The sequence below is a fragment of the Paracoccus zhejiangensis genome, assembly GCF_002847445.1.
Taxonomy (GTDB): Bacteria; Pseudomonadota; Alphaproteobacteria; order Rhodobacterales; family Rhodobacteraceae; genus Paracoccus; species Paracoccus zhejiangensis.
In genome coordinates, this window is record NZ_CP025430.1 from 3,778,520 (window position 1) to 3,803,031 (window position 24,512).

Annotated in this window: 26 protein-coding genes; 22 read left to right on the forward strand and 4 right to left on the reverse strand. The window is 66.8% G+C overall.

The genetic code is table 11. From position 1 onward, the window contains the following. The first annotated feature begins 46 nt into the window (after window positions 1–46). The 9 genes from CX676_RS18365 (at window position 47) to CX676_RS18405 (ending at window position 8,493) form a co-directional block, all read left to right on the forward strand. Window positions 47–1,645, forward strand: a complete 1,599-nt coding sequence (locus tag CX676_RS18365) for an ABC transporter substrate-binding protein (RefSeq protein WP_101753852.1) — start codon at window positions 47–49, stop codon at window positions 1,643–1,645. Window positions 1,646–1,756: 111 nt separating this feature from the next. After that, window positions 1,757–2,749, forward strand: a complete 993-nt coding sequence (locus CX676_RS18370) for an ABC transporter permease (RefSeq protein ID WP_198590370.1) — start codon at window positions 1,757–1,759, stop codon at window positions 2,747–2,749. After that, window positions 2,746–3,663 carry a nickel transporter permease gene (gene nikC / locus CX676_RS18375; protein WP_101753854.1) on the forward strand — a complete coding sequence of 306 codons (918 nt, stop codon included), beginning with the start codon at window positions 2,746–2,748 and terminating at the stop codon, window positions 3,661–3,663. The genes CX676_RS18370 and nikC overlap by 4 nt, the downstream gene beginning before the upstream one ends. Next, on the forward strand, window positions 3,660–4,544 hold the full coding sequence (locus CX676_RS18380) for an ABC transporter ATP-binding protein (RefSeq protein ID WP_101753855.1): 885 nt from the start codon (window positions 3,660–3,662) through the stop codon (window positions 4,542–4,544). Before nikC ends, CX676_RS18380 begins: the two co-directional genes overlap by 4 nt. A gap of 1 nt (window position 4,545) precedes the next feature. Beyond that, window positions 4,546–5,298 carry an ABC transporter ATP-binding protein gene (locus tag CX676_RS18385; RefSeq protein WP_101753857.1) on the forward strand — a complete coding sequence of 251 codons (753 nt, stop codon included), beginning with the start codon at window positions 4,546–4,548 and terminating at the stop codon, window positions 5,296–5,298. Window positions 5,299–5,326: 28 nt separating this feature from the next. Further along, the gene (locus tag CX676_RS18390) at window positions 5,327–6,385 is read left to right on the forward strand and encodes an aldo/keto reductase (RefSeq protein ID WP_101753858.1); all 1,059 of its coding nucleotides are present in this window, start codon (window positions 5,327–5,329) and stop codon (window positions 6,383–6,385) included. Window positions 6,386–6,441: 56 nt separating this feature from the next. Further along, window positions 6,442–7,404: a DnaJ C-terminal domain-containing protein gene (locus tag CX676_RS18395; RefSeq protein ID WP_101753859.1), complete on the forward strand. Its 963-nt coding sequence runs from the start codon at window positions 6,442–6,444 to the stop codon at window positions 7,402–7,404. 4 nt (window positions 7,405–7,408) lie between these two features. Beyond that, complete coding sequence (locus tag CX676_RS18400; RefSeq protein ID WP_101753860.1) at window positions 7,409–7,741, forward strand: hypothetical protein; 333 nt, start codon at window positions 7,409–7,411, stop codon at window positions 7,739–7,741. Between the two features lie 5 nt (window positions 7,742–7,746). Beyond that, a complete protein-coding gene (locus CX676_RS18405; protein WP_101753862.1) occupies window positions 7,747–8,493 on the forward strand; it encodes a class I SAM-dependent methyltransferase in 747 nt (248 codons plus the stop codon). Here the strand turns inward: CX676_RS18405 and CX676_RS18410 are convergent, their stop codons facing one another. The 3 genes from CX676_RS18410 to ccmI all read right to left on the reverse strand — a co-directional run bounded on the left by CX676_RS18410 (window position 8,494) and on the right by ccmI (window position 10,540). Continuing rightward, the gene (locus CX676_RS18410) at window positions 8,494–8,730 is read right to left on the reverse strand and encodes a DUF1289 domain-containing protein (protein WP_408634466.1); all 237 of its coding nucleotides are present in this window, start codon (window positions 8,728–8,730) and stop codon (window positions 8,494–8,496) included. 113 nt (window positions 8,731–8,843) lie between these two features. Next, window positions 8,844–9,308, reverse strand: a complete 465-nt coding sequence (gene ruvX / locus CX676_RS18415) for a Holliday junction resolvase RuvX (RefSeq protein WP_101753863.1) — start codon at window positions 9,306–9,308, stop codon at window positions 8,844–8,846. Continuing rightward, window positions 9,305–10,540, reverse strand: coding sequence for a c-type cytochrome biogenesis protein CcmI (ccmI, locus tag CX676_RS18420; RefSeq protein WP_232816524.1), 1,236 nt, complete (start codon window positions 10,538–10,540; stop codon window positions 9,305–9,307). Before ccmI ends, ruvX begins: the two co-directional genes overlap by 4 nt. Window positions 10,541–10,716: 176 nt before the next feature. On the opposite strand from ccmI, the gene CX676_RS18425 reads away from it, so the two are divergent. The 6 genes from CX676_RS18425 (at window position 10,717) to CX676_RS18450 (ending at window position 16,692) form a co-directional block, all read left to right on the forward strand. Continuing rightward, window positions 10,717–11,982 (forward strand): sarcosine oxidase subunit beta family protein, encoded by a 1,266-nt coding sequence (locus CX676_RS18425; protein WP_101753865.1) that lies wholly within the window; start codon window positions 10,717–10,719, stop codon window positions 11,980–11,982. 96 nt (window positions 11,983–12,078) lie between these two features. After that, window positions 12,079–12,486: a hypothetical protein gene (locus tag CX676_RS18430; protein WP_101753866.1), complete on the forward strand. Its 408-nt coding sequence runs from the start codon at window positions 12,079–12,081 to the stop codon at window positions 12,484–12,486. 104 nt (window positions 12,487–12,590) lie between these two features. Beyond that, window positions 12,591–12,926: a TfoX/Sxy family protein gene (locus CX676_RS18435; protein ID WP_101753867.1), complete on the forward strand. Its 336-nt coding sequence runs from the start codon at window positions 12,591–12,593 to the stop codon at window positions 12,924–12,926. Window positions 12,927–12,930: 4 nt separating this feature from the next. Beyond that, window positions 12,931–13,254, forward strand: coding sequence for a sarcosine oxidase subunit delta (locus tag CX676_RS18440; protein WP_101753868.1), 324 nt, complete (start codon window positions 12,931–12,933; stop codon window positions 13,252–13,254). Beyond that, complete coding sequence (locus CX676_RS18445) at window positions 13,251–16,181, forward strand: sarcosine oxidase subunit alpha family protein (protein WP_101753869.1); 2,931 nt, start codon at window positions 13,251–13,253, stop codon at window positions 16,179–16,181. The genes CX676_RS18440 and CX676_RS18445 overlap by 4 nt, the downstream gene beginning before the upstream one ends. Next, on the forward strand, window positions 16,174–16,692 hold the full coding sequence (locus CX676_RS18450) for a sarcosine oxidase subunit gamma (protein WP_101753870.1): 519 nt from the start codon (window positions 16,174–16,176) through the stop codon (window positions 16,690–16,692). Before CX676_RS18445 ends, CX676_RS18450 begins: the two co-directional genes overlap by 8 nt. Here the strand turns inward: CX676_RS18450 and CX676_RS18455 are convergent. After that, window positions 16,689–17,072 carry a hypothetical protein gene (locus CX676_RS18455; RefSeq protein WP_157935989.1) on the reverse strand — a complete coding sequence of 128 codons (384 nt, stop codon included), beginning with the start codon at window positions 17,070–17,072 and terminating at the stop codon, window positions 16,689–16,691. The two genes, CX676_RS18450 and CX676_RS18455, sit on opposite strands and share 4 nt — an antisense overlap. Window positions 17,073–17,147: 75 nt before the next feature. On the opposite strand from CX676_RS18455, the gene CX676_RS18460 reads away from it, so the two are divergent. From CX676_RS18460 to der, 7 genes are all read left to right on the forward strand, one after another. Beyond that, window positions 17,148–17,699 (forward strand): TetR/AcrR family transcriptional regulator, encoded by a 552-nt coding sequence (locus CX676_RS18460; RefSeq protein ID WP_101753872.1) that lies wholly within the window; start codon window positions 17,148–17,150, stop codon window positions 17,697–17,699. A gap of 52 nt (window positions 17,700–17,751) precedes the next feature. Further along, window positions 17,752–18,906: a WD40/YVTN/BNR-like repeat-containing protein gene (locus tag CX676_RS18465; protein ID WP_101753873.1), complete on the forward strand. Its 1,155-nt coding sequence runs from the start codon at window positions 17,752–17,754 to the stop codon at window positions 18,904–18,906. Window positions 18,907–19,017: 111 nt separating this feature from the next. Further along, window positions 19,018–19,617 (forward strand): superoxide dismutase, encoded by a 600-nt coding sequence (locus CX676_RS18470; protein ID WP_101753874.1) that lies wholly within the window; start codon window positions 19,018–19,020, stop codon window positions 19,615–19,617. Between the two features lie 161 nt (window positions 19,618–19,778). Continuing rightward, the gene (locus CX676_RS18475; RefSeq protein ID WP_101753875.1) at window positions 19,779–20,801 is read left to right on the forward strand and encodes a metallophosphoesterase; all 1,023 of its coding nucleotides are present in this window, start codon (window positions 19,779–19,781) and stop codon (window positions 20,799–20,801) included. 122 nt (window positions 20,802–20,923) lie between these two features. Then, on the forward strand, window positions 20,924–21,601 hold the full coding sequence (locus CX676_RS18480) for a tetratricopeptide repeat protein (protein ID WP_101753876.1): 678 nt from the start codon (window positions 20,924–20,926) through the stop codon (window positions 21,599–21,601). Window positions 21,602–21,691: 90 nt separating this feature from the next. Further along, a complete protein-coding gene (locus tag CX676_RS18485; RefSeq protein ID WP_101753877.1) occupies window positions 21,692–23,029 on the forward strand; it encodes an outer membrane protein assembly factor BamB family protein in 1,338 nt (445 codons plus the stop codon). Then, on the forward strand, window positions 23,026–24,510 hold the full coding sequence (gene der / locus CX676_RS18490) for a ribosome biogenesis GTPase Der (protein ID WP_101753878.1): 1,485 nt from the start codon (window positions 23,026–23,028) through the stop codon (window positions 24,508–24,510). Before CX676_RS18485 ends, der begins: the two co-directional genes overlap by 4 nt. Window positions 24,511–24,512: the final 2 nt, after the last annotated feature.

The window sequence follows — 24,512 nt, forward strand, 5'->3', positions numbered from 1 at the left end:
CGAACCGGAGAGTTCGGCCGGAGAACAATCACAGGGAGACGTTTAGATGACCAAGTTCTTGAACACGCGGGCGATGCTGCTGGCCACGGCGCTGGCCTTCGCGCCGGCGGCCTATGCCGAGACTCCGGCCGATGTGCTGGTCGTGGCCCACACGATCGACGACATCATCAGCCTCGACCCGGCGCAGTCCTTCGAATTCTCGGGCAATGACGTCAACAACAACACCTATGACCGCCTGGTCGATTTCGACCCGCTCGACCTGGACAAGGGCTTCCAGCCGAGCCTCGCCGAAAGCTGGGAGGTCAGCGAGGACGGGCTGTCGATCACCTTCACCATGCGCGAAGGCGTCAAGTTCCACTCGGGCAATCCGGTCCGGGCCGAGGATGCCGCCTGGTCGCTGCAGCGTGCGGTGAAGCTGGACAAGACCCCGGCCTTCATCCTGACCCAGTTCGGCTTCACCGCCGACAATGTCGAGACGAACATCACCGCGGACGGCAACAAGCTGACGCTGACGATGGACAAGCCCTATGCGCCCAGCTTCGTGCTGAACTGCCTCACCGCCAACATCGCCAGCGTGGTCGATAAAGAGCTGGTGATGCAGCATGTCGAGGGCGAGGACATGGGCAATGCCTGGCTGTCGAACAACGATGCCGGCTCGGGCGCCTATGTGCTGGCCGGCTGGACCCCGAACGAGGCGGTGCAGCTGACGGCCTTTGCCGACTACTTCCAGGGCGCGCCGAAGATGGCGCGGGTGATCGTGAAGAACGTCGCCGAGTCGAGCGCGCAGCGCCTGCAGCTCGAGGCCGGCGATATCGACGTGGCCCGCAACCTGACGCCGACGGATGTAGAGGCGGTCTCGACCGTCGAGGGCATCAAGGTTCAGGACGAGCCGCGTGGCCGTATCCTCTACATGGGTCTGAACCAGAAGGACGAGGTTCTGTCCAATCCCAAGGTTGTCGAGGCGATGAAATATCTCGTCGATTACGAGGGCATCGCCGGCAGCTTCCTGAAGGGCCAGTTCATGGTGCATCAGGCCTTCCTGCCCTCGGGCTACCTGGGTGCGCTGGACGAGAACCCCTATACCTATGATGTCGCCAAGGCAAAGGCGCTGATCGAGGAAGCCGGCATGGCCGGCAAGACCATCACCACCAAGGTTCGCGACCTGCGCGAATATGTCGACACGGCTCAGGCGCTGCAGGCTTCCATGGCCGAGGCCGGGCTGACGCTGAACATCGAGCAGATGACCGGCGCGCAGGTGTTGGATGCCTATCGTGCCCGCGAAGTGCCGATCTTCCTTGGCGAATGGGGCCCGGATTATTCCGACCCGAACACCAATGCCGCGACCTTCGCTTATAACCCCGACAACAGCGACGAGGCCAATGCCACCGGCCTTCTGGCCTGGCGCAACGCCTATGCCGTGCCCGAGGCGATGGGCAAGGCAACCGTCGATGCCACGCTGGAGCAGGACGGCGAGAAGCGCGCCCAAATGTATATCGACCTGCAGAAGCAATATCAGGCCGAGGCGCCGATCGTGCCGCTGTTCCAGCGGATCGAGCCGACCGGGTTGCGCGACGGGGTCGAGAACTGGAACTCGGGCAAGGCGGTGACCTCGGTCATCTATCGCGCGGTTACCAAGGGCGAATAAGCCTTGAGCAGCACCGAAAGCGGTGCCGAGGGGGGGCGGGCTTCAGGCCCGTCCCCCGCTGGCCCTTCGGCGGCTGACCGCCGCGCCGCCACCCTCCGCCGGCTGAAGCGCATCGGCGGGGTGTTCCTGTCGCTGCTCCTGACGCTTCTGGGCCTGCTTCTCGTCACCTTCATCATCGGCCGGGTCATGCCCATCGACCCGGTGCTGAAGGTCGTCGGCGACCGCGCCACGCAGGCGCAATATGATGCCGCCTATCTGGCCATGGGGCTGGACAAGCCGCTTTACGTGCAGTTCATCGGCTATATCGGCGACGTGCTGCAGGGCGATTTCGGCAAGTCGATCTCGACCGGGCAGCTGGTCATCAACGACATCAAGCGGGTCTTCCCGGCCACGGTCGAACTGGCCACGCTTGGCACGCTGATCGGCGTGCTGGTCGGTGTGCCGCTTGGCGTCATCGCCGCCGCGCGCCGGGGTGGCTGGGTCGATCAGGTTGCGCGCGTCGTGGCGCTGGTTGGCTATTCCATGCCGATCTTCTGGCTGGGCCTGATGGGTCTTCTGATCTTCTACGGCATCCTTGGCTGGGTCGGCGGCCCGGGCCGGCAGGATATCATCTATACCGGCATGGTGCCGAATGTGACCGGCCTTCTGATGGTCGACAGCCTGATCGCCGGCGACTGGGGCGCGTTCAAGGATGCGTTTTCCCACATCATCCTGCCCGCCAGTCTGCTGGGCTATTTCAGCCTTGCCTATATCAGCCGTATGACCCGCAGCTTCATGCTGGAGCAGCTGTCGGCAGAATATATCACCACGGCGCGTGTCAAGGGCCTCAGCGAACGCGCGGTGATCTGGCGCCATGCCTTCCGCAATATCTCGATCCCGCTCATCACGGTGATCGCGCTCAGCTTCGGCTCGCTGCTGGAGGGTTCGGTTCTGACCGAGATCATCTTCAGCTGGCCCGGCCTCGGCCAATACGTGACCAAGGCGCTTCTGGCCGGTGACATGAACGCGGTTCTGGGCGGCACGGTGGTCATCGGCACCTGTTTCGTCGGGCTGAACCTTCTCAGCGATCTTCTCTATCGCGTGCTGGATCCGAGGTCGAAATGAGCGACGTGCAATTTCAAAGCCGCCGCGACTGGCTGCTGACCGACGCGCCGCAGACCCGCCGGCAGGCGCGGCTGGGGGCGATCTACCAGGGTTGGCTGACCTTCCGCGCCAACAAGCTGGCGATGTTCGGGCTGGTCATCCTGATCCTGCTGATCTTTATGGCGATCTTCGCGCCTTGGCTCGCGCCCTACAGCCCGTTCAGCCAGAACCTTGCCGACCGGCTGCAACCGCCGGGGCCTGAGCATTGGCTGGGCACCGACCATCTGGGCCGGGATATCCTGTCGCGGCTGATCCACGGCTCGCGCATCACGCTGTTCATCGTCGGCACCGTGGCGCTGATCGCGCCGGTGATCGGGCTTTTCATCGGCACGGTGGCGGGCTTTGCCGGCGGCTGGGTCGATCAGGTGCTGATGCGGATCACCGATATCTTCCTCGCCTTCCCCAAGCTGGTGCTGGCGCTGGCCTTTGTCGCCGCCCTAGGCGCCGGCATCGGCAATGCCGTTCTGGCCTTGGCGATCACCGCCTGGCCGCCCTATGCGCGACTGGCAAGGGCCGAGACGCTGACCATCCGCAATGCCGATTTCATCGCCGCCGCGCGCTTGCAGGGGGCGGGGCCGATGCGGCTGTTGATCGGTCATATCTGGCCGCTCTGCGTCAGTTCGCTGATCGTGCGGGTGGCGCTGGACATGGCGGGGATCATCCTCTCTGCCGCCGGTCTGGGTTTCCTCGGCCTTGGTGCGCAGCCGCCGATGCCGGAATGGGGGGCGATGATCTCGGACGGGCGGACCTATATCCTCGATTTCTGGTGGGTCGCGGCCATGCCGGGTCTGGCGATCTTCATCGTCTCGCTGGCCTTCAACCTCTTGGGTGACGGCCTGCGCGACGTGCTGGACCCGAAGGGGGCCAAGGAATGAGCGCGCCGCTGCTGTCGGTGAAGAACCTGCGCGTTGCCTTTCCGACCCGTCAGGGCGTGTTCGAGGCGGTGCGCGGGGTCAGCTTTGATCTGGGGCGCGAACGGCTTGGCGTGGTGGGCGAATCCGGTTCGGGCAAGTCGATGACCGGACGCGCCGTGCTGGGCCTTGTGCGGCCGCCCGGCAAGGTCAGCGCCGACCGGCTGGAGCTGGACGGCCAGTCGATCCTGAACCTGCCCGAGCGGCAGATGCGCGCCATTCGCGGCAACCGCATCAGCATGGTCATGCAGGACCCCAAGTTCAGCCTGAACCCGGTGATGAAGATCGGCGACCAGATCATCGAAGCCTATCGCCTTCATGCCGGCGGGGCGAGGGATGCCGCCCGGCAGAAGGCGTTGGAGATGCTGCGCGCGGTGCAGATCCGCGATCCCGAACGGGTCATGGGCGCCTATCCGCACGAGGTTTCGGGCGGCATGGGTCAGCGCATCATGATCGCCATGATGCTGGCCCCCGATCCCGAGATCCTGATAGCCGACGAGCCGACCTCTGCGCTGGACGTTTCCGTGCGTACCGAGGTCCTGAACATCATGGACCGGCTGGTGCGCGACCGTGGCATGGGGCTGATCTTCATCAGCCATGACCTGAACCTCGTGGCGCAATTCTGCGACCGGGTGCTGATCATGTATGCCGGTCGCATCGTCGAGACGCTGGCCGCCAAGGATCTGCACAATGCCCGCCACCCCTATACGCAGGGGCTGTTGAACAGCCTGCCGCGGCTCGATCACCCGGTCGAGCGGCTGGCGGTGCTGCAGCGGCAGGACAGCTGGCGCGACGGCCCGCTGCAGGGTGAACTGAGCGAAACCGATTTTCCGGGGGGCCTCTGACATGCTGAGGGTTGATGACCTGAATGTCTGGTTCGGTTTTCCGCCCGACCGGGTCGATGCCGTCAAGGGCGCCAGCTTCACCGTGGCCGAGGGCGAGAGTTTCGGCCTCGTGGGCGAATCTGGCAGCGGCAAATCCACCATCCTGCGCGCCATCACCGGGCTGATCGACAGCTGGTCCGGCACCATCGAGGTCGCCGGGCAGGCGGTTGCGGGTCAAAAGCGCGACCGGGCCTTTCACAAGACCGTGCAGATGGTGTTTCAGGACCCCTATGCCAGCCTGCACCCGCGTCATTCGGTCGACCGGGTGCTGTCGGAGACGCTGAAGCTGCAGGGCATGGATGATATCGACAGCCGCATCACCCGGCTCTTGGAAGATGTGGGCCTCGGTCGGGGCTTCCGCTTCCGCTATCCGCACCAGTTGTCGGGCGGCCAGCGCCAGCGCGTCGCCATTGCCCGGGCGCTGGCGGCCGAGCCCCGGCTGCTGCTCCTGGACGAGCCGACCTCGGCGCTGGATGTCAGCGTGCAGGCCGAGATCCTGAACCTGCTGACCGATCTTCGGGCCGAGCACGGGCTGACCTATGTCATGGTCAGTCACGACCTTTCCGTTGTGGGCCACATGTGCGACCGGTTGGCGGTGATGCGCGGCGGGCGGATCGAGGAGATCATGACCGTCGATCAACTGCGTCACGGCGGCGCGACCGAGGATTATACCCGGCACCTGATCGCCGCCAGCGCGGGCTATGAGCGCGCGTGACGTTGTGGACGGGGACAAGGGCTAATCCATGCAGCGCGTGAAACTGGGCGGCAGCGATGTCGAGGTCAGCGAGATCTGCCTTGGCACCATGATCTTCGGCAGTCAGACGGCGGAGGCCGAGGCCCATGCCCAGATGGATATGGCGCTGGAGGCCGGGCTGACCTTTCTCGACTGCGCCGAGATGTATCCGGTGAACCCGATCCGGCGCGAGACCGTGGGCCGGTCCGAGGAGATCATCGGCCGCTGGCTGGCGCGGACCGGCCACCGCAATCGGGTCGAGATCGCCACCAAGATCACCGGGCCAAGCCAGATGGTGAACGGCAATACCCCCTTTGACGGCAAGGCGGTAACGGCGGCGATCGACAGATCGCTGAAGCGCCTCGGCACCGATCGTATCGACCTCTACCAGCTGCACTGGCCGGTGCGTGGTTCCTATGCCTTCCGGCAGAACTGGACCTATGACCCCTCGGGGCAGAACCGCGAGCAGACGCTGGACCATATGCGCGACGTGCTGGGGGCGCTGGCGGCGGCGGTTTCGGCGGGAAAGATCCGCGCTGCCGGCCTGTCGAATGAAAGCGCATGGGGGCTGACGCGATGGCTCGATATGGCCGGGGAAACCGGCGGGCCGCGCATGGCGGCGATCCAGAACGAGTATTCACTGCTCTACCGCCCCTATGACACCGATCTGGCCGAGGTCGCGGTGAACGAGGATGTGACGCTGCTGTCCTATTCGCCTTTGGCTGCGGGGCTGCTGACCGGCAAGTATCAGGAGGGCTCGCTGCCCGATGGCAGCCGCGCGGCGGTGGACAAGGCGCATGGGGGCTTGGGTAATCTCGGCGGGCGCAAGACCGCGCGCGGGATCGCGGCGGTGGCGGCCTATCACCAGCTTGCCGCCGAACAGGGCTGGGACCCGCTGCATCTGGCCGTGGCCTGGCAGTTGACCCGACCCTTCAAGGTCGTGCCGATCATCGGCGCAACCACGGCCCTGCAGCTTTCGCATCTGCTGGCGGGGATCGACCGGCGCATGGACCGCGATCTGGCAAAAGCCATCGACCGGCTGCACAAGGCCCATCCCCAGCCCTATTGATGAAACCTCTCCGGTGGTTATCTTGTTGAGGCAAGAACCAAGACGGGGGCCGGGGAATGGCGGGTGATCCATATGCAGCTTTGGGCGTATCCAAGAGTGCCAGCGATGCCGAGATCAAGAAGGCCTATCGCAAGATCGCCAAGACCGATCACCCCGACCTGAACCCCGATCCGGCGGCGGGCGAGCGTTTCAAGGCTGCCTCGGCCGCCTATGACCTGCTGAAAGACCCCGAGCAGCGCCGGCGCTTTGACGCGGGCGAGATCGACGATCAGGGCCATGAGCGGCCGCAGCAGCGCTATTACCGGCAACATGCCGAGGCGGCGGGCAATCCCTATGCGCAGGACTACGGCTTTGGCGGCGATCCTGACCTATCGGATGTGTTTGGCGATCTGTTCGGCCAGCGCGGCGGCGGGCGTGGCGGACCGGGGCAGGGGGGCTTTCGCGGCTTCGGCGGCGGTCCGGGCGCGGGGGCGGGTCAGCGCGAGGCCGATTTCAGCATGCGCGGGCAGGACCACCGTTTCCAGCTCGATGTCGATTTTCTGACCGCCGCCAAGGGCGGCAAGACGCGGATCACCATGCCCGATGGCAGCGATCTCGAGGTTGCCATTCCGAAGGGCGCGCATGAGGGCCAGACCATCCGGCTGAAGGGCAAGGGCGGTCCCGGCTATGGCAAGGGCGGCGCGGGCGATGCCTACCTGACGCTCAGCGTCGGCCAGCACCCGGATTTCGTGCGCGAGGGGGATGACATCTTCACCACCCTGCCGATCTCGATCGACGAGGCGGTGCTGGGCGGCAAGGTCGCCGCGCCGACCATCGACGGGCCGGTGAACCTGACCATTCCCAAGGGCGCCACCACCGGGCAAAAGCTGCGCCTGCGCGGTCGCGGGGTGAATGGCGGCGACCAGCAGGTCGAGCTGAAGGTGGTGATGCCGCCGCAGGTCGATGACGATCTGGCCGCGTTCATGGAAAACTGGCGCAAGTCACACGCCTATGACGCCCGCGCCAAGAGGAAGGGGTGAACCGATGAGCCGCACCTATACCGAAGCAGAAGCCATCGCCGCCATTGACGATCTCGACGGTCCGCGCCTGGTCGCCTTCGTCCGCGCCCGTATCGTCCAGCCGGTGCAGGCCGAGGGCCAGCAGCTTTACCGCGAGGCCGATCTGGCGCGGCTGCAACTGCTCTGCGATCTCAGCGACACCTATGAGCTGCACGAGGATGCGCTGACCATGGTCATGTCGCTGGTCGATCAGCTCAGCACCATGCGCGGCGACATGCGGGCGCTGATGCAGGCGGTCGCCACCGAACCCGACGAGGTTCGCACCCGCATCCATACCGTGGTGCGGCGGCTGCGCTGACCGGCATGGCCGAGCGGCGGCATTTCGAGGAGGGCGGGGCCGGCTATGCCCGCCACCGCCCGACCTATCCCCCGGCTCTGGCCGGGGCGCTGGCCGCGCTGCCGGCAGGTCGCGGGCATGCGCTGGATGTGGGCTGTGGCAACGGCCAGCTGACCGTGCTGCTGGCGGCCGAGTTCGACCGGGTGACGGGAACCGATATCAGCGCCGACCAGATCGCCCATGCCGAGCCGCGCCCGAATATCACCTATCGCGTCGAACCGGCCGAGCAGAGCGCGCTGCCCGATGGAGCAGTCGATCTGATCGTGGCGGCGCAGGCGGCACATTGGTTCGACCTGCCGCGCTTTCATGCCGAGGTGCGCCGGGTGGCCGCGCCGGGGGCGGCGCTGGCGCTGGTCTCTTATGGCGTGCCGCAGCTTGACGGACCGGCGGGCACGCGATTCAAGGACTTCTATTGGGGCGATATCCATCCGTTCTGGCCCGAGGGCCGGGCGCATGTCGAGCAGGGCTATGCCGCGCTGGATTTCCCCTTTGCCGAGCTTTCGATCCCGCCGCTGATGATCGAGCGGGATTGGTCGCTTGCGGCGCTCGCGGGCTATGTCGAGACATGGTCGGCGGTGAAGGCGGCGGCCAGGGCGGGTCAGGGCGCGATTGCCGAGACCGCGATGGCCGAGACCGCCGCGCTCTGGGGTGATCCGGGGACCGAATATCGGATCAGCTGGCCGATCACCGGGCGCTTTGCCCGGCTGGATTGATCAGTCGTCGCGCCGCCCGCCGCGCCCGCCGCGACGCTTCTTCAACCGGGGTTTGCGCTCGGGCAGTTCGGCCAGCACCGCCCGGCGCATGTCGTCATTCATCCCGGCCCATTGAGCGATCTCGGACAGGGTGCGATAGCAACCGACGCAAATGCCCTCCTCCGGGTGAATCACACAGATGTTCACGCAGGGGCTTTGCGGTTCCATTCGGGTCCAAACGGGTGGTTCCAGCTTCATCGGCGGCACTCTAGGCGGCGGCTCGGCGGATGCAAGCCACCGATCCCCCTAGCTTTCACGTCAGCGGGGCGGGCGATGCGCCGAAAGCGCCCTGTCGCCGCCCGGTTTCGACCTCAGAGATGGCGCAGCCGGTCCAGCGCGCCCTGCAGGATGTAACCGGCGGCCACCTGATCGATCACCTCGGCGCGGCGCTTGCGCGAGGTGTCGCCCTCGAGGAGCGCGCGTTCGGCGGCGACAGTCGACAGGCGTTCGTCCCAATAGCTGATGGGCAGATCGGTCAGCCCGGTCAGGTTCCGGGCAAAGGCGCGGGTCGATTGGGCGCGCGGGCCCTCGCTGCCATCCATGTTGCGCGGCAGGCCAAGGACGATCCCGGCAAGGCCGCGCTCGTCCACGATGGCGAGCATCGCCTTGGCGTCCAGTGTAAATTTCTGCCGCTTGATGGTCAGCAGCGGGGTCGCCACCTGCCGCAGCCCGTCGCTGACCGCGACGCCGATGGTCTTGGTGCCCAGATCAAGCCCCGCCAGCCCGCCGGCGCGGGGCAGGGTGGCGGCGAATTCGGCGATGTCCTCGAAGATCATTCGGCCAACCCCGCCTCGGTTGCGGCCTTGCGTACCACCTCCAGCGCCTCGGGCTGGGCGGCAAAGCGCGTCTGTGCCTCGCCCCAGATCTCGCCGGCATGGTCGGCTCTGCCCTGCACCACCAGCGCCGAGATCAGCCGCGCCCATTCCTCGGGGCTTCCGCCCTCGGTCGCCAGCCGCGATTCGAGTTGCTGGACCATGCCAGAGATCATCTGTTCCCGCTCCTCCTCGCTCATCCCTTCGGCGGCGGCCACGGCATCGGCATCTGGGCCGGGCAGGGCGGGCATGGCGGTTTTGGGCGGGGTGTAATCCGGCTGACCGGCCAGCCAGGCAAGATCGGGAATGGCGGCGCGGATCGGGGCGATCCACGGTGCATCGGCCGGGCCCTCCTCCAGAAGGTCGCGCCAGATCGGGAAGGCGCGGTCGGGCCGGCCGTTCTGCGCCTGCAGGAGCCCCAGCATATAGCGCCCCTGGGCACTCTGCGGTTCCAGTTGCAGGGCACGGGCCAGCTCATCCTCGGCCTCGGGGGTGATCAACCCGCCCGCCGCCTCGATCAGCTGCGAGACCAGCATCAGATGGTCATAGGCAGTGGCGTCGGGGCCCTTCACCTCGATCAGGTGGCGCTGCGCGGTGATCGCCGCCTCGAGATTGCCAAGCCGGGTCTCGTGCATGGAGAGCAGCGCCAGCCCTTGCGGATCGTCGGGCGTCTTGGCCACGGCGGCACGCAATTCTTCGATCAGCGCGGCATAGTCGGCATCGATCTCGCCCCGGTCAGGCACAGGCGCCGCGGCCTCGGCCTCGGTCTGGCTCGGGCGGCTGTCATAGGCCGCTTCGGCTGCGGCAATGCGCTCGGCCAGCGGCAGGTCGGGCATGCCGGGCACGCCCTCGCGCTCGTAGAGCCAGACCGCGCCGCCCAAGAGCAGCGCCAGCGCCAGCACCGCGCCGATCCAGCCGGCGCTGTTGCGGCGCGCGGCCGGGCTTTCCTCGCCGGCGCGGCGGTCGGCCTCCAGCACCTTGCGGCCGATCTCGCGGCGCAGCCGCTCGGCCTCCTCGGCGCTGATGACGCCACGGGTCAGGTCACGCTCGACCTCGCGCAGCTGGTCACGATAGACCTGCAGGTCGAAGCCCGCCGCCGTCTCGGCCCCGTTATCTCCGCGCGTGCGCCAAACCGGCGTCAGGATCGCCAGACCGACGATGATCACCAGAGCGGCGCAGAAAAACCAGAACATCATCGGCAGCTTCCCCCTTGCCCTGCCGACCTAGCCGCTTTGACGCCCTGGCAAAAGCCCCGGCTGCGCAAAACCGCGCGAGGGCGTGTCGCATTTCGCCATGATCTGCCGCTTCACGCCTTGAGTGTCGCCCCCCTGCCGGGCCATGGTGGCCGCGACATCAAGCCGGGGAATCCACCATGCCCACGCCCGCCCGTTCCGGCCGCTATTCGGTCTTTGCCATCGCACGCGAGGCGATGCGCCAGCATTCCGGCTGGAACCGGGCCTGGGCCAGCCCGACGCCGCGCGACAAGTACCAGGTGGTGATCGTCGGCGCCGGCGGGCATGGCCTCGCCACCGCCTATTACCTTGGCAAGAATTTCGGCATCACCGATGTGGCGGTGATCGAAAAGGGCTGGCTGGGCGGCGGCAATACCGGCCGCAACACCACCATCATCCGCTCGAACTACCTGCAGGACCCTTCGGCCGCGATCTATGACAAGGCGCTGAAGCTTTACGAGAACCTGTCGCAGGATCTGAATTACAACGTCATGTTCAGCCCGCGCGGCCTGATCATGCTGGCCCAGACCGAGCATGAAGCCCGCGGCTACAAGCGCACCGTCCATGCCAACCTGCTGCAAGGCGTCTCGACCGAGTGGATCGACGCCAAGCGGGTGAAAGAGTTGGTACCGATCATGAACATCGACGGCCCGCGCTATCCGGTGCTGGGCGGTCTTTACCAGGCGCGTGGCGGCACGGCGCGGCATGACGCGGTGGCCTGGGGCTATGCCCGGGCCTGCAGCGACATGGGCATGGACATCATCCAGAATTGCGAGGTCACGGGCGTCGAGACAGAGGGCGGGCAGGTCCGCGCGGTGAACACCTCGAAGGGTCGGATCGGCTGCGACAAATTGGCGCTGGTCGTGGCCGGCCATTCCAGCCAGCTGGCCGAGATGGCCGGCTTCCGTCTGCCCATCGAAAGCATCGCTTTGCAGGCGCTGGTCAGCGAGCCGATCAAGCCCTGCATGGATGTGGTGGTGATGGCCAACACCGTTCACGGCTACCTGTCGCAATCCGACAAGGGCGAGATGGTGATCGGCGGCGGCACCGACGGGTTCAACAATTACACGCAGCGCGGCAGCTGGCACCATGTCGAGGAAACCGTGCGTGCGCTGGTCGAAACCTTCCCCATGCTGTCGCGGCTGAAGATGCTGAGGCAATGGGGCGGCATCGTCGACATGACCGGGGACCGCTCGCCGATTCTCTCGACCACACCGGTCGGCGGGGTCTTCGTCAATTGCGGCTGGGGCACCGGCGGGTTCAAGGCGATTCCGGGGTCCGGCTGGGCCATGGCCGAGCTGATCGCCAAGGGCCAACCCGGCCCGCTATCGGCGGAATTCGGCCTGAACCGCTTCCGCGAAGGGCGGTTTATCGACGAATCCGTCGCCGCCGGCGTGGCGCATTGAGCGGGGCAGGTTGATGATTGTCAGTTTTCAGGGAACCTTTGTGCCACCGCGCGAATTGAGCGGCCACAGACTTGCCAAAGCCACAAAGGGATTATCATGGCTGAACAAAAGAATAACTCGCTCTGGTTCATCGTCGGCGGCATCCTCGTCGCGGTGCTGGTCATCTTCTGGCTCATGGGTGGTGGCGAGGAAACCGCAGCGACCGACGCTGGCGACACCACGGTCACCGTCGAAACCACCGAAGCACCGGCCGCTGACGCTGCTGCCGATGCGGCTGCCGGCGCCGCCGATGCCGCCGCTGGCGCGGCTGATGCCGCTGCCGACGCTGCCGGCGAAGCTGCCGATGCCGCGACCGACGCTGCTGCCGGTGCTGCCGACGCAACCGCTGATGCGGCTGCCGGCGCTGCCGATGCCGCTGCTGACGCTGCCGATGCCACCGCTGATGCAGCTGCCGATGCGGCCGACGCAGCTACGGACGCGACCGCTCCGGCTCCGTCGAACTGATCCGGCGCTGAGCGCGAAAGCCGTCGGGCTTTCGCCTTGGTCCAAATATCCACGGGGGTCCGGGGGCAGCCAGCCCCCGGCCTTCCTCTGTCCGGGGGGCGGCCATGGCCATTGACCCCGGCGCCGCCGAGATGATGCGCGATGATCTTTCCGCGCTGGACGGCATTTCCGAAAAGAAGATGTTTGGCGGTCTGGGCTTCATGCGCGGCGGCCACATGCTGACCGGTGTCATGTCGACCGGGGCGCTGCTCTATCGCGTGGGCAAGCCGCGCGAGGCCGTGGCGCTGGCCCTGCCGGGCGTCGCTGTGATGGCAATGGCGGACCGGGTCATGGGCGGGTTTGTCATGCTGACCGGCGAGGCGCAGGCCGATGATGACAGCCGCGCGCGGTTGCTTGCCCTCGCCCTCGAAAACGTCTCAGAACTTCCGCCGAAGGAGTGACCGCATGCTGACGCTGACCTGCCCCTATTGCGGCATCCGCGCCGAGGAAACCGAACTGGCCCCCGGCGGCGAGGCGCATCTGAAGCGCATCGGTCCCGCCGGATCGGACGAGGATTTCGAGGCCTATATGTTCGCCCGCGCCAATCCCAAGGGCGTGCATTTCGAACGTTGGCGCCATGCCTATGGCTGCGGCAAATGGTTCCTCGCCGCCCGCGACACCGCCACGCTGCAGGTCTATGCGACCTACAAGGCCCAGACCCCCGCGCCGACCGACGAGGTCATCGCCGCCATCACCGCAGCCCGCCCCGACTGGACGCCCGCAAAATGAGCCAATCCCGCCCCTTCCGGCTGCCCAAGGGTGGCCGCCTGATCGATCGCGCCTATCAACTGCCCTTCCGTTTCGACGGCCGCCACCTCCGCGGGCTTGAAGGCGATACGCTGGCCTCGGCGCTTCTGGCCAATGGCCAGCTGATGATGGGCCGCTCGTTCAAATATCACCGCCCGCGCGGCCCGGTCGCCTCGGGCGCCGAGGAACCCAATGCGCTGTTCGGGCTGGGGCAGGGCGGCCGGTTCGAGCCGAACCAGCGCGCCACCACGACGGCGCTGGTGCAGGGCATGATCCTGCGCAGCCAGAATTGCTGGCCCTCGCTGGATGCCGATGTGGGCGAGATCAACAACTGGCTGTCGCCGATGCTGCCGGCCGGGTTCTATTACAAGACCTTCATCCATCCGCGGCCGTTCTGGAAACATCTCTTCGAGCCGATCATCCGCCGTAGCGCCGGCCTTGGCCGCGCGCCGACCGATCCTGATCCCGACCGCTACGAACAGGCCTATGACTTCGCCGATGTTGTGGTGGTGGGTGGCGGCATCGCCGGCCTCAAGGCGGCGCTGGCGGCGGCCAAGGGGCGCAAGCGCGTGCTGGTGCTGGAACAGTCGCCGAACTGGGGTGGCCGCACGCCGGTCGACCACAAGGGCGGCGAGGCCGAGATCCACGCGCTGCTCGAGGAGTTGCGGGCCAAGAAGACCGTGACCCTGCGCCGCAACACCATGGCGACCGGGCTTTACGATCACGGCTATCTCATGGCGCGCGAGGCGCTGGCCGATCACGACCCGAATGCCGGCATCCCGCGCCAGCGGCTGTGGCGTATCCGTGCCGGGCAGGTCATCACCGCAACCGGGGCGCTGGAACGGCCGTTGGCCTTCTATGGCAATGACGTTCCCGGCGTCATGCTGGCCTCGGCGGTGCGCGATTTCATCGTGGATTACGGCGTTGCGCCGGGTCAGCGCGTGGTCGTCGTGGCGAACAATGATGACGCCTATCGCACCGCGCTGATCGCCGCAGATGCGGGGCTCGAAGTTGCCGCCGTGCTGGATGCCAGGGTGCAGGCCGAGGGCGAGCTGGTGCAGGCCGTCCGTGCCCGCAACATCCCGGTCCTTACCAACACGGCCATCGCCAAGGTCAAGGGCAGCCGTCAGGTCGAGGGCGTGGCGATCTGCGACCAGTCGGGTGACGGCCATGTCACCGGCGGCATCGATTGCGACGTGGTCGCCATGTCGGGCGGCTGGTCCCCGGTCGTGCATCTGTGGAGCCATTGCGGTGGCAAGCTGATCTGGGACGAGGCGCAGGCCATGTTCCGCCCCGACCCCGAGCGCCCGCCACTCGGTGCGGATGGCAAGGGCAATGTCACCGCCGTTGGCGCGGCTGCGGGTGAGCTGCGCGCGGCCGGCGAGTTGGAGCGTGACGAGGGTCAGACCCAGCCCGTCTGGGTCATGCCGGCGCAGGCCCCCTACAAGCTGCGCTCGAAGATGTGGCTCGACTATCAGAACGACGTGAAGGTCACCGATGTCGAACTGGCCGCGCGCGAGGGTTATGCCTCGGTCGAGCATACCAAGCGTTACACCACGCTCGGCATGGCGACCGATCAGGGCAAGGTCAGCAATATCAACGGCCTCGCCATCCTGTCCAAGGCGCTGGACCAGCCGATCCCGGCCACCGGCACCACCACCTTCCGCCCGCCCTATACGCCGCTGACCCTTGGCACCATCGCCGCCGATGCGCGGGGCGAGGCTTTTCAGCCGCTGCGCAAGACGCCGATGCATGACTGGCACGCAAGGAATGGTGCGCATTGGGAGCCGGTGGGCCTCTGGCGCCGCGCCTATGCCTATCCGAAGGGCGGCGAGGATGTTCATGCCGCCGTCGCCCGCGAGGTTCTGGCGGTCAGGAATTCGGTCGGGATGCTGGATGCCTCGACCCTTGGCAAGATTCTGGTCAAGGGCCCGGATGCCGGGCGTTTCCTCGACATGATTTATACCGGGATGATGTCGACCCTGCCGGTCGGCAAGTGCCGCTATGGTCTCGTCTGCAGCGAAAACGGCTTCCTCAGCGATGATGGCGTGGTCGCAAGGCTTTCGGATGACACTTGGCTTTGCCACACCACCACCGGCGGCGCGGATCGCATCCACGCCCATATGGAGGACTGGCTGCAATGCGAATGGTGGGACTGGCAGGTCTATACCGCCAATGTCACCGAGCAATATGCACAGGTCGCCGTCGCCGGTCCCAAGGCGCGCGAGCTCTTGCAGCGCCTGCCCGGCACCGTCGACCTGTCGCCCGCCGCGCTGCCCTTCATGGCCTGGGCCGAGGGCGAGCTGGCCGGTATTCCAGCGCGCATCTATCGCATCAGCTTCTCGGGCGAGCTCAGTTTCGAACTCGCCGTTCCCGCCGGTCGCGGGGCCGAGCTTTGGGAGGCGCTGCATCAGGCCGGGCGCGATCTGGGCGTGACCGCCTATGGCACCGAGGCGATGCATATCCTGCGCGCCGAGAAGGGCTATATCATGATCGGGGATGAATCCGACGGCACGGTGATCCCGCAGGATCTGGGGCTGGGCTGGGCGATCTCGAAGAAGAAACCCGACTATATCGGCAAGCGTGCGCAGGCCCGCAGCCATATGATCGACGGCAATCGCTGGCGGCTGGTGGGGCTGGAAAGCCTCGACGGTCGGATGATCCCCGATGGCGCCTATGCCGTCGATGCGGGCGAGAACGCCAATGGCCAGAAGAAGGTGCAGGGCCGCGTGACCTCGACCTATCATTCGCCGACGCTGAACCGCCCCATCGCCATGGGGCTGGTGCGGCACGGGCCCGAGCGCATGGGGCAGGTGATCGATTTCCCGACGCCCTCGGGCGAAACCATCCGGGCGCGCATCGTCGATCCGGTCTTCTATGACAAGGAAGGGGGGCGTCTGAATGGCTGAGGCGCTGGCAACCGTCGCCCGTGTGGACGGGCTGGGCATGATCCTGATCCGCGCCGATCTGGCGCGGGCCGGGGATGCCATCGCCGAAGCCGCAGGGCTGGCGATCCCCGAACCGACCCGCATCGTCACCGATGGCAGCCGCAGCCTCGGCTGGATGTCGCCGGACGAGCTGCTGCTGATCCTGCCCGCCGGCGAAACCGCCGCTGCGCTGACCGATTTGCAGCAAGCGCTGGTGGGAGAGCACGCGCTGGTGGCCGATGTATCGGACCTGCGCGCGGTTTTCGACCTTGGCGGCGCCAAGGCTGATCAGGTGCTGTCAAAGCTCTGCCCGGTCGATTTCGCGGCCTTTCCCAAGGACGGGCTGCGCCGCACCCGCGCCGCCCAGACCGCCGTGGCCTTCTGGCGGCAGGGCAAGGGGTTCCGCGTGATCGGCATGCGCTCGACCGCGGATTACCTTGGCCTGATCCTGCAGAACGCGGCGATCCCCGGCAGCGATCTCGACCCGCGTTAAACGGGTCGGGCGCTGCGCCGCTGCTCGGCCCAGAAAGCCAGCAGCGGGAAGGCCAGAAACAGCACCCATTGCCACAGCGTCCAGATCTCGCCGAGATTGGTCAGCCCATAGAACAGGAACAGCGCCACCCAGCCCAGCTGGATCAGTGATGTCACCCACAAGAGCGCCGGGTTCGGCCCGCGCGCCAACAGCAGATAGCAGGCGGAAAACGCGATCAGCGCGACGGTCGCCGCATGCCACAGCGCCAGCGCCATGGCGCGCAGCCGGTCAGACTCCAGCACCGCGCTGAACTGCTCGGGATAATCCGGCCCGCCCAGAACCACATGCCCGGCGGCAGTGCCGGCCATCAGCAGCGCGAGTCCGATGAATTCCTTGTTCATGATGCCCTCCATACGGCTGCGTATGGCTAGTCCGGTCAGCTTGCGCGAGTCAATACGCCACCGTATGTTTGGGGTATGACAAAACGCGCACTCTCTCCCGAGGACTGGATCAAGGCCGGGCTCGACGCCCTGGCGCAGGGCGGCCCGGCTGCGCTCAGGGCCGAGGCGATCGCCCGCGACATCGGCGCGACCAAGGGCTCGTTCTACTGGCATTTCAAGGATCTGCCGGCCTACAAGGCGGCGATCCTCGCCAGCTGGCAGCGCCATTGCACCGACGAGATCATCGCCCTGGCCGAGACGCATCCCGATGCGCCATCGCGGCTGGCCGCGCTGATCGCGCTGGCGACGGCGCTGCCCGATCCGGCTGACCCCGCGCCCGACCATGCCGCCGAACAGGCCATCCGCGGCTGGTCGCGCCATGATCCGCTGGCCGCCGAGGCAGTCGCGCGGGTCGATCAGCAGCGGTTGGCCTATCTGCGCGATCAACTGGCCGGGATGGGCGCTGACGCCGGCCGCAATGCCCGCCTGATCTATGCCGCGCATCTGGGGCTGGAACTGCTGGCGCCCGAGAACTGCGGCAGCCGCGCCGCTGATCTCACGGACCTGCTGACCCTCCTGACCCGCTAGGTCGCCGCCCGACCCCGTGCTAGAGTGCCGGCGGCAGAACCGGAGCACGCAGATGGCCGACGTGACGATCCTCGTGGGCACCACCAAGGGTGCCTTTCTGATCAACGGCGGTGCGAACCGCGACGGCTGGACCGTCAGAGGCCCCTTCTGCGATGGCTGGCCGATCAACCATCTCGCCGGCGATCGGGCGACCGGGACGATCTGGGCGGGCGGTGGCGGCGACTGGCATGGCGCCGGCGTCTGGCGGACTGAGGATGGCGGGGCCAGCTGGAGCCTCACCCGCCTGACCAAGGGCCAGATGGATGACTGGGCCGCGAATGATGCCGATTTCGCCGAGATGATCGGCTGGACCGATGCGCCTCTGCCCTTCGCCGACCAGTTCCACCAGATCTGGTCTTTGGGCCTCGCGGACGGCAAGCTTTACGCTGGCACCAAGCCCGCCAGCCTGCTGGTCAGCGAGGATGACGGAAAAACCTTCCAGCGTCTCGACGGGCTGAGCGACCACCCCTCGGCGGAAAGCTGGAATGGCGGCGCGGCCGGGCTGGTCCTGCATTCCATCGTCGCCGATCCGACCGATCCCAAGCGCCTTTGGGTCGGCATCTCGGCGGCGGGCGTGTTCCAGACCGAGGATGGCGGCGCCAGCTGGGAGCGGCGCAATCGGCTGAGCAATGCCGAGGCCTGTGGCCAGCACCACCACCCCGCCGCGCCGCGCGATGGCGAGGTCGGGCACTGCGTCCATAACCTCGTGCGCGCGCCGGGCGAGGGGCAGTTGCTCTACCAGCAGAACCATCACGGCGTCTGGCGATCCCCCGATGGCGGGCGCAGCTGGGAGGATATCACCGAGGGCCTGCCCTCGACCTTCGGCTTTCCGATCCATGTCCATCCGCGTGATGCCCATACCCTCTGGACCCTGCCGCTGAATGGCGACAGCATCGGCCGCTTTCCCCCCGGCGCCGCCGCCGCCGTCTGGCGCTCGCGCGATGGCGGGGAAAGCTGGCAGGCGCTGCGCGACGGGCTGCCGCAGGCCGCCTGCTTCTTCACCGTGCTGCGTCAGGCGATGGCCGGCGACCGCCGCGAGCCGGCGGGCGTCTATTTCGGCACCAATAGCGGCTCGGTCTTTGCCAGCACGGATGAGGGCGATCACTGGCAGGAAATCGCTCGCCACCTGCCCACCATCCTTGCCGTCGAGGTACTGGATCGCGCCTGATTTACCGCTTGCAGCATCTGCAGCGGAACCGGTTTTCCGCCCTTGCGTTGACCCCCGGAATGCGGGACGTTGCGTCCCGAATCCGCGCCACCCCTCAGAAAGGACTGGAAAATGGCTTTCACGCTTCCCGATCTTCCCTATGCTCACGACGCCTTGGCTGGGGCCGGCATGTCCAAGGAGACGCTGGAATACCACCACGACATCCACCACAAGGCCTATGTCGACAACCTCAACAAGCTGATCGACGGCACCGAATGGGCCGGCAAGTCGCTTGAGGACATCGTCACCGGTACCTTCAAGGATGGCGCTGTCGCGCAGAATGGCATCTTCAACAATGCCAGCCAGCATTGGAACCACAGCCAGTTCTGGGAAATGATGGGTCCGAAATCGGGCGCCATTCCGGGCGCGCTGGAAAAGGCCATCACCGAAAGCTTTGGCTCGGTCGACAAGTTCAAGGAAGAGTTCAGCGCCGCTGGTGCCGGCCAGTTCGGTTCGGGCTGGGCCTGGCTGGTGAAGGACAAGGATGGCAGCCTGAAGGTCACCAAGACCGAGAACGGCGTGAACCCGCTCTGCTATGGCCAGACCGCGCTGCTGGGCTGCGACGTGTGGGAGCACAGCTATTACATCGACTTCCGCAACAAGCGCCCGGCCTATCTGACCAACTTCCTCGAGAAACTGGTGAACTGGGAAAACGTCGCCTCGCGCCTCTGATCGCCGCGACAACCGATGTAAGATCATCACGGCCCGCCCCGAAAGGCGGGCCGTTTTGCTGTCGGACGGACTGGAACCGGGACCCTCTCTCGCTGGTTGATCGGCTGAAATCAGCAAGCCATGCGGCGCAGGCCCGACGCCGCAGTCGAAGGAGAGAAGGCATGTCCCAGCCCATAGCCCGCAAACGCCCGTCCGCCCTGCGCCGCAGCGGCATCGGCCTCGGCTCGGTTGCCTTGGCCGGTCTGGCGGGTCTTGCCGCCTATGCGCTCTGGTGGGAGCCGGCGATGATGCTGCGCGTGGTGCGATGGCGGGTCGAGCTGCCGGAATGGCGCGGCCGCAAGCCGGCACGGCTGGTGATCATCAGCGACCTTCACGCCGGCCGGCCGCATATAGGGTTGAACCGCGTCAGCAGCATCGTTGCCCGCGCCAATGCGCTTCAGCCCGATGTGGCGATCCTGCTGGGCGATTTCAGCGCCGCCCATCCCTTCACCCTTGGCGGCACCGGCAAGCGCGAGATCATCGCCCGGCTCAAGGATTTCTCCGCGCCGGGCGGCACCTATGCCGTGGTCGGCAACCATGACTGGTGGCAGGACCCCGAGGCGCAGGAGCGACGCTCGGGCCCGATCGAGGCCGAACGGGAACTCGAACGTGCCGGCATCCCGGTTCTCGACAACAAACATGTTCGCATCGGTGGCGCCGACGGCTTCTGGCTGGCTGGCGTGGGCGAGCAGCGGCCCTTTGATGAGGGGCCTGACGGTGTTGGCATGGATGATCTCGATGCCGCGCTGAAGGGCATCGGGGACGATGCACCAATCGTGCTGATGGCGCATGAGCCCGACCTTTTCGACCATCTGGGCAAGGCCCGCAAACGCGTCTCAATGACGCTGTCGGGCCATACCCATGGCGGGCAGATCCGGGTGGCCGGTGGCGCGCCGCTGATCATGGCCTCGGATAACGAGAAATGGTCCTGGGGACGCTATGACGATGACGAAGGCCGGGTGCTGGTCGTCTCGGGCGGGATCGGCTGCTCGGTCCTGCCGATGCGCCTTGGCGTCCCACCCGAGATCACCGTGGTCGATCTTGGTACGCCGACCCCGGGGCGCGACGAAGAGGCCGAAGCGGGGCATGAGCGCTTTGACGATCTGCGCGACCAGGGTAAGATGGAGACCGGCCCCGAAAGCTGAGCGGAATGCCGCGCCGCCGCGCCGGTCATGGGCGCAAGACCCCTCACGACAGCTTGCCATTGGCAATTCCGCCCCGCTGCGTGTAAGAGCGAAGCCGTCAAGAGAATGATGGAAGACGGCCCATGGCGAACCAGAATGACAGCTTCATCGACGAGGTGACCGAGGATCTTCGCCGTGACCGGCTGTTTGGCATGTTCCGCCGCTATGGCTGGATCGCCGTCGCAGTGATCCTGGCCGTCGTCGCCGGTGCCGCCTGGCGTGAATACAGCATCGCCAGCGCCCAGAAATCCGCCGAGGCCTTTGGCGACGCCATCCTTGCGGCCGAGAGCGCCGAGGACCCGGCGGCAGCGCTGGCCGCCCTCGATGTTGCGCAAGACGGCGAACAAGCCGCGCTGGCCGGGATGATGCAGGGGAATGCGCTGGTCGAAAAGGGCGATGCCGCTGCCGCCAGAGAGCGGTTCGAGGCGGTTGCGGGCTTCGCCGGCGAGGAAAACCGCGCCATGCGCGACCTCGCCCGGCTGAAGATGGTGCTGGCCGAGGGCGAGGCCATGGATGCGGCCGAGCGCGACCAGATCCTGTCGCAGTTGGCCCAGCCCGGCGCGCCCTTCGAGCTTCTCGCGCTGGAACAGCAGGTTGTGGCGCTGATGGGCGCGGGCCGGAACGAGGATGCGGTGACGCTGATCCGCCAGATCCAGCAGAAGGACGGGCTCAGCGAAGGCTTGCGTCGCCGCCTTTCCGAGATGATGATCGCCATGGGCGTCGAGCCCGAGCCGACCGATATCACCCCGGCTGTCGAGTGATCCCAAGGGGTTGCCGCGTCACGCCGGCTGGAAGTTGACAAATGCCGGACCGGTGAAATCCGGCCGAACAGGGAACGAGGGAAGTCCAGGATGAGCATCACGTCGCGCAAACATGCCGCCGCTTGGGCCCTGCCGCTGGTGGCGGTTCTGCTGCTGAGCGCCTGCAACCGCGAATATATCCTGCCCGGCGAGCGGCTGGACCCGATGGCGGTGAACTCGCCCGACGGCCCCGCCGTGGTCGGCCCGACGGCCGTGGCGCCGACGGCTGTCGGCCTGCCCGCCGCGCGCAGCAATGCCGACTGGACCCACCGCGCCGGCAATGCCGCGCATATGCCCGGCCATGTCGCGCTGGCCGCCGGCACCAGCCGGGTCTTCAGCGCGCCGATCGGGCAGGGCGATGATCGCCGTCACCGCATCACCGCCGACCCGATCGTGGCCGCCGGGATGATCTTCACGCTGGACAGCCGCGCCCGCGTCACCGCCACGGCGACCAGCGGCGGCCGGGTCTGGTCCACCGACATCACGCCGCCGAGCGAGAATGGCGACAGCGCCTCGGGCGGTGGTATCGCCTATGAGGGCGGTCGGATCTTCGTCACCACCGGCTATGGCGAACTGGTCGCCATGGACGCGGCTTCGGGCGGCGTCCTCTGGCGCCAGCGGGTCAATGTCGCGGTCAGCGGCGCCCCGGCGGTGCAGAACGGCGTGGTCTATGTCGCCGCGCGCGATTCCACCGGTTGGGCGGTCCGGGCCGAGGATGGCAAGGTGCTGTGGCAGACCTCGGGCAATACGTCCTCTTCGGGTGTCATGGGCGTCTCGGCCCCCGCCGTTTCGGGCAATACGGTCGTTTTCCCCTTCCCCTCGGGCCAGCTGATGGCGGTCGATACCGCCAGCGGGCTGACCAACTGGTCGGCGCAGGTGGCGGGCATTCGCGTCGGCCGCGCCATCGCCTCGATCCGCGACGTGACCGGCGATCCGGTGATCGCGGGCAGCACGGTCTATTCCGGCACCTCATCGGGGCGTATCGATGCCTTCGAGATGGCGACCGGCGGGCAGTTGTGGTCGGCGCGAGAGGGTGCGAACTCACCCGTGGTACCGGCCGGCGGTTCGATCTTCGCGGTGAATGACGAGGCCAAGCTGGTGCGCCTAGACGCCGCCAGCGGTGGCGAGGTCTGGCAGGTGGCGCTGCCCTATTACACCGACAGCAAGGTGAAGAAGCAGGACAGCATCCACGCCCATTACGGCCCGGTTCTGGCCGGCGGACGGCTGTTCGTCGCCTCGTCGGACGGGGTGCTCAGGGCTTTCGATCCCTCGACCGGGGCGCTGGTCGGACAGGCCCAGATCCCTGGCGGTGCCGCCGCCGCGCCGGTTGTGGCCGGGCAAACCCTTTACGTCGTGTCCCGTTCGGGCCAACTGCACGCATTCCGATGAGCTTTACCCTCGCCATTGTTGGCCGTCCGAATGTCGGCAAATCGACCCTGTTCAACCGTCTGGTTGGCAAGAAGCTGGCGCTGGTCGATGACCAGCCCGGCGTCACCCGCGACCTGCGCGAAGGGCAGGGGCGCTTGGGCGACCTGCGCTTCATCGTCATCGACAGCGCCGGTCTGGAGATTGCCGAGGATGACAGCCTGCAAGGCCGGATGCGCCGCCTGACAGAGCGGGCGGTGGACGAGGCGGATATCTGCCTCTTCGTCGTGGATGCCCGCGTCGGCGTGACCGCCGCGGATGAATATTTCGCCGAGATCCTGCGCCGCCGCGCCCGCCATGTCATCGTCGCCGCGAACAAGGCCGAGGGCCGGGCTGGCGAAAGCGGTGCCATGGAAGCCTATGCCCTCGGTCTGGGCGAGCCGCTGCGCATTTCGGCCGAGCATGGCGAGGGGATGGATGACCTCTATCGCGCGCTCATGCCACTGGCCGACCAGGTTGAGGCCGAGCGCCCGGCGCCGATCGAGCCCGAGTTCGACGTGGACCTGTCCGAGGAAGACGCCGAGTCGGGCGAGGGAGCCGAGGACTGGCGCCCCTCCGAGGCGCGGCCGCTGCAACTCGCCGTCATCGGCCGACCCAATGCCGGCAAATCGACGCTGATCAACAAGATCATCGGCGAAGATCGGCTGCTGACCGGGCCCGAGGCCGGCATCACCCGCGATTCGATCTCGGTCACGACCGAGTTCATGGGCACGCCCATGCGCATCTTCGACACGGCGGGGATGCGCAAGCGCGCCAAGGTCAATGACAAGCTGGAAAAGCTGTCCGTGGCCGACGGCTTGCGCGCCGTGCGCTTTGCCGAGGTGGTGGTGGTTCTGCTCGATGTGGCCATTCCCTTCGAACAGCAGGACCTGCGCATCGCCGACTATGCCGAGACCGAGGGCCGCGCGGTCGTGGTGGCGGCGAACAAGTGGGATCTCGAGGAGGACAAGCCCGAGAAGCTGAAAGAGCTGCGCGAAAGCTTCGAACGCCTGTTGCCGCAGTTGAAAGGCGCGCCTTTGGTGACCGTCTCGGCCAAGACCGGCAAGGGGCTCGATCGGCTGCACAACGCGATCCTGATGGCGCATGAGGTGTGGAATCGCCGCGTCTCGACCGCGAAGTTGAACCAGTGGCTGGGCGCCATGACGGAGGCACATCCGCCCCCCGCGCCGGGTGGCCGCCGCATCCGCCTGCGCTACATGACGCAGGTGCGGACCCGGCCGCCGGCCTTCATCGTCAAGGCGACCCATACCGACAAGCTGCCCGACAGCTATCAGCGTTACCTGATCAATGGTCTGCGCGCCGATTTCGACATGCCGGGCACGCCGATCCGGCTGATGTTCCGCGACCAGGGGGACAAGAACCCCTATCGCTTCAAGGCTGCGAAGATCAATCAGTCCGGCGCGCTGTCAAAGCACAAGAACCGGCAGAAGCCCAAGGGCACCTGACC

Excerpts from the sequence above, each read along its gene's own strand:
- CX676_RS18485 (WP_101753877.1), top strand. The coding sequence starts at position 21,692 with ATGAGCATCACGTCGCGCAAACATGCCGCCGCTTGGGCCCTGCCGCTG.
- CX676_RS18430 (WP_101753866.1), top strand. The coding sequence starts at position 12,079 with ATGGCTGAACAAAAGAATAACTCGCTCTGGTTCATCGTCGGCGGCATC.
- CX676_RS18435 (WP_101753867.1), top strand. The coding sequence starts at position 12,591 with ATGGCCATTGACCCCGGCGCCGCCGAGATGATGCGCGATGATCTTTCC.
- CX676_RS18405 (WP_101753862.1), top strand. The coding sequence starts at position 7,747 with ATGGCCGAGCGGCGGCATTTCGAGGAGGGCGGGGCCGGCTATGCCCGC.
- CX676_RS18460 (WP_101753872.1), top strand. The coding sequence starts at position 17,148 with ATGACAAAACGCGCACTCTCTCCCGAGGACTGGATCAAGGCCGGGCTC.
- CX676_RS18400 (WP_101753860.1), top strand. The coding sequence starts at position 7,409 with ATGAGCCGCACCTATACCGAAGCAGAAGCCATCGCCGCCATTGACGAT.
- CX676_RS18380 (WP_101753855.1), top strand. The coding sequence starts at position 3,660 with ATGAGCGCGCCGCTGCTGTCGGTGAAGAACCTGCGCGTTGCCTTTCCG.
- CX676_RS18470 (WP_101753874.1), top strand. The coding sequence starts at position 19,018 with ATGGCTTTCACGCTTCCCGATCTTCCCTATGCTCACGACGCCTTGGCT.
- CX676_RS18480 (WP_101753876.1), top strand. The coding sequence starts at position 20,924 with ATGGCGAACCAGAATGACAGCTTCATCGACGAGGTGACCGAGGATCTT.
- ccmI (WP_232816524.1), bottom strand. The coding sequence starts at position 10,540 with ATGATGTTCTGGTTTTTCTGCGCCGCTCTGGTGATCATCGTCGGTCTG.
- nikC (WP_101753854.1), top strand. The coding sequence starts at position 2,746 with ATGAGCGACGTGCAATTTCAAAGCCGCCGCGACTGGCTGCTGACCGAC.
- CX676_RS18465 (WP_101753873.1), top strand. The coding sequence starts at position 17,752 with ATGGCCGACGTGACGATCCTCGTGGGCACCACCAAGGGTGCCTTTCTG.
- CX676_RS18445 (WP_101753869.1), top strand. The coding sequence starts at position 13,251 with ATGAGCCAATCCCGCCCCTTCCGGCTGCCCAAGGGTGGCCGCCTGATC.
- CX676_RS18450 (WP_101753870.1), top strand. The coding sequence starts at position 16,174 with ATGGCTGAGGCGCTGGCAACCGTCGCCCGTGTGGACGGGCTGGGCATG.
- CX676_RS18425 (WP_101753865.1), top strand. The coding sequence starts at position 10,717 with ATGCCCACGCCCGCCCGTTCCGGCCGCTATTCGGTCTTTGCCATCGCA.
- CX676_RS18475 (WP_101753875.1), top strand. The coding sequence starts at position 19,779 with ATGTCCCAGCCCATAGCCCGCAAACGCCCGTCCGCCCTGCGCCGCAGC.
- CX676_RS18440 (WP_101753868.1), top strand. The coding sequence starts at position 12,931 with ATGCTGACGCTGACCTGCCCCTATTGCGGCATCCGCGCCGAGGAAACC.
- CX676_RS18455 (WP_157935989.1), bottom strand. The coding sequence starts at position 17,072 with ATGAACAAGGAATTCATCGGACTCGCGCTGCTGATGGCCGGCACTGCC.
- CX676_RS18395 (WP_101753859.1), top strand. The coding sequence starts at position 6,442 with ATGGCGGGTGATCCATATGCAGCTTTGGGCGTATCCAAGAGTGCCAGC.
- CX676_RS18365 (WP_101753852.1), top strand. The coding sequence starts at position 47 with ATGACCAAGTTCTTGAACACGCGGGCGATGCTGCTGGCCACGGCGCTG.
- der (WP_101753878.1), top strand. The coding sequence starts at position 23,026 with ATGAGCTTTACCCTCGCCATTGTTGGCCGTCCGAATGTCGGCAAATCG.
- CX676_RS18385 (WP_101753857.1), top strand. The coding sequence starts at position 4,546 with ATGCTGAGGGTTGATGACCTGAATGTCTGGTTCGGTTTTCCGCCCGAC.
- CX676_RS18390 (WP_101753858.1), top strand. The coding sequence starts at position 5,327 with ATGCAGCGCGTGAAACTGGGCGGCAGCGATGTCGAGGTCAGCGAGATC.
- ruvX (WP_101753863.1), bottom strand. The coding sequence starts at position 9,308 with ATGATCTTCGAGGACATCGCCGAATTCGCCGCCACCCTGCCCCGCGCC.
- CX676_RS18410 (WP_408634466.1), bottom strand. The coding sequence starts at position 8,730 with ATGAAGCTGGAACCACCCGTTTGGACCCGAATGGAACCGCAAAGCCCC.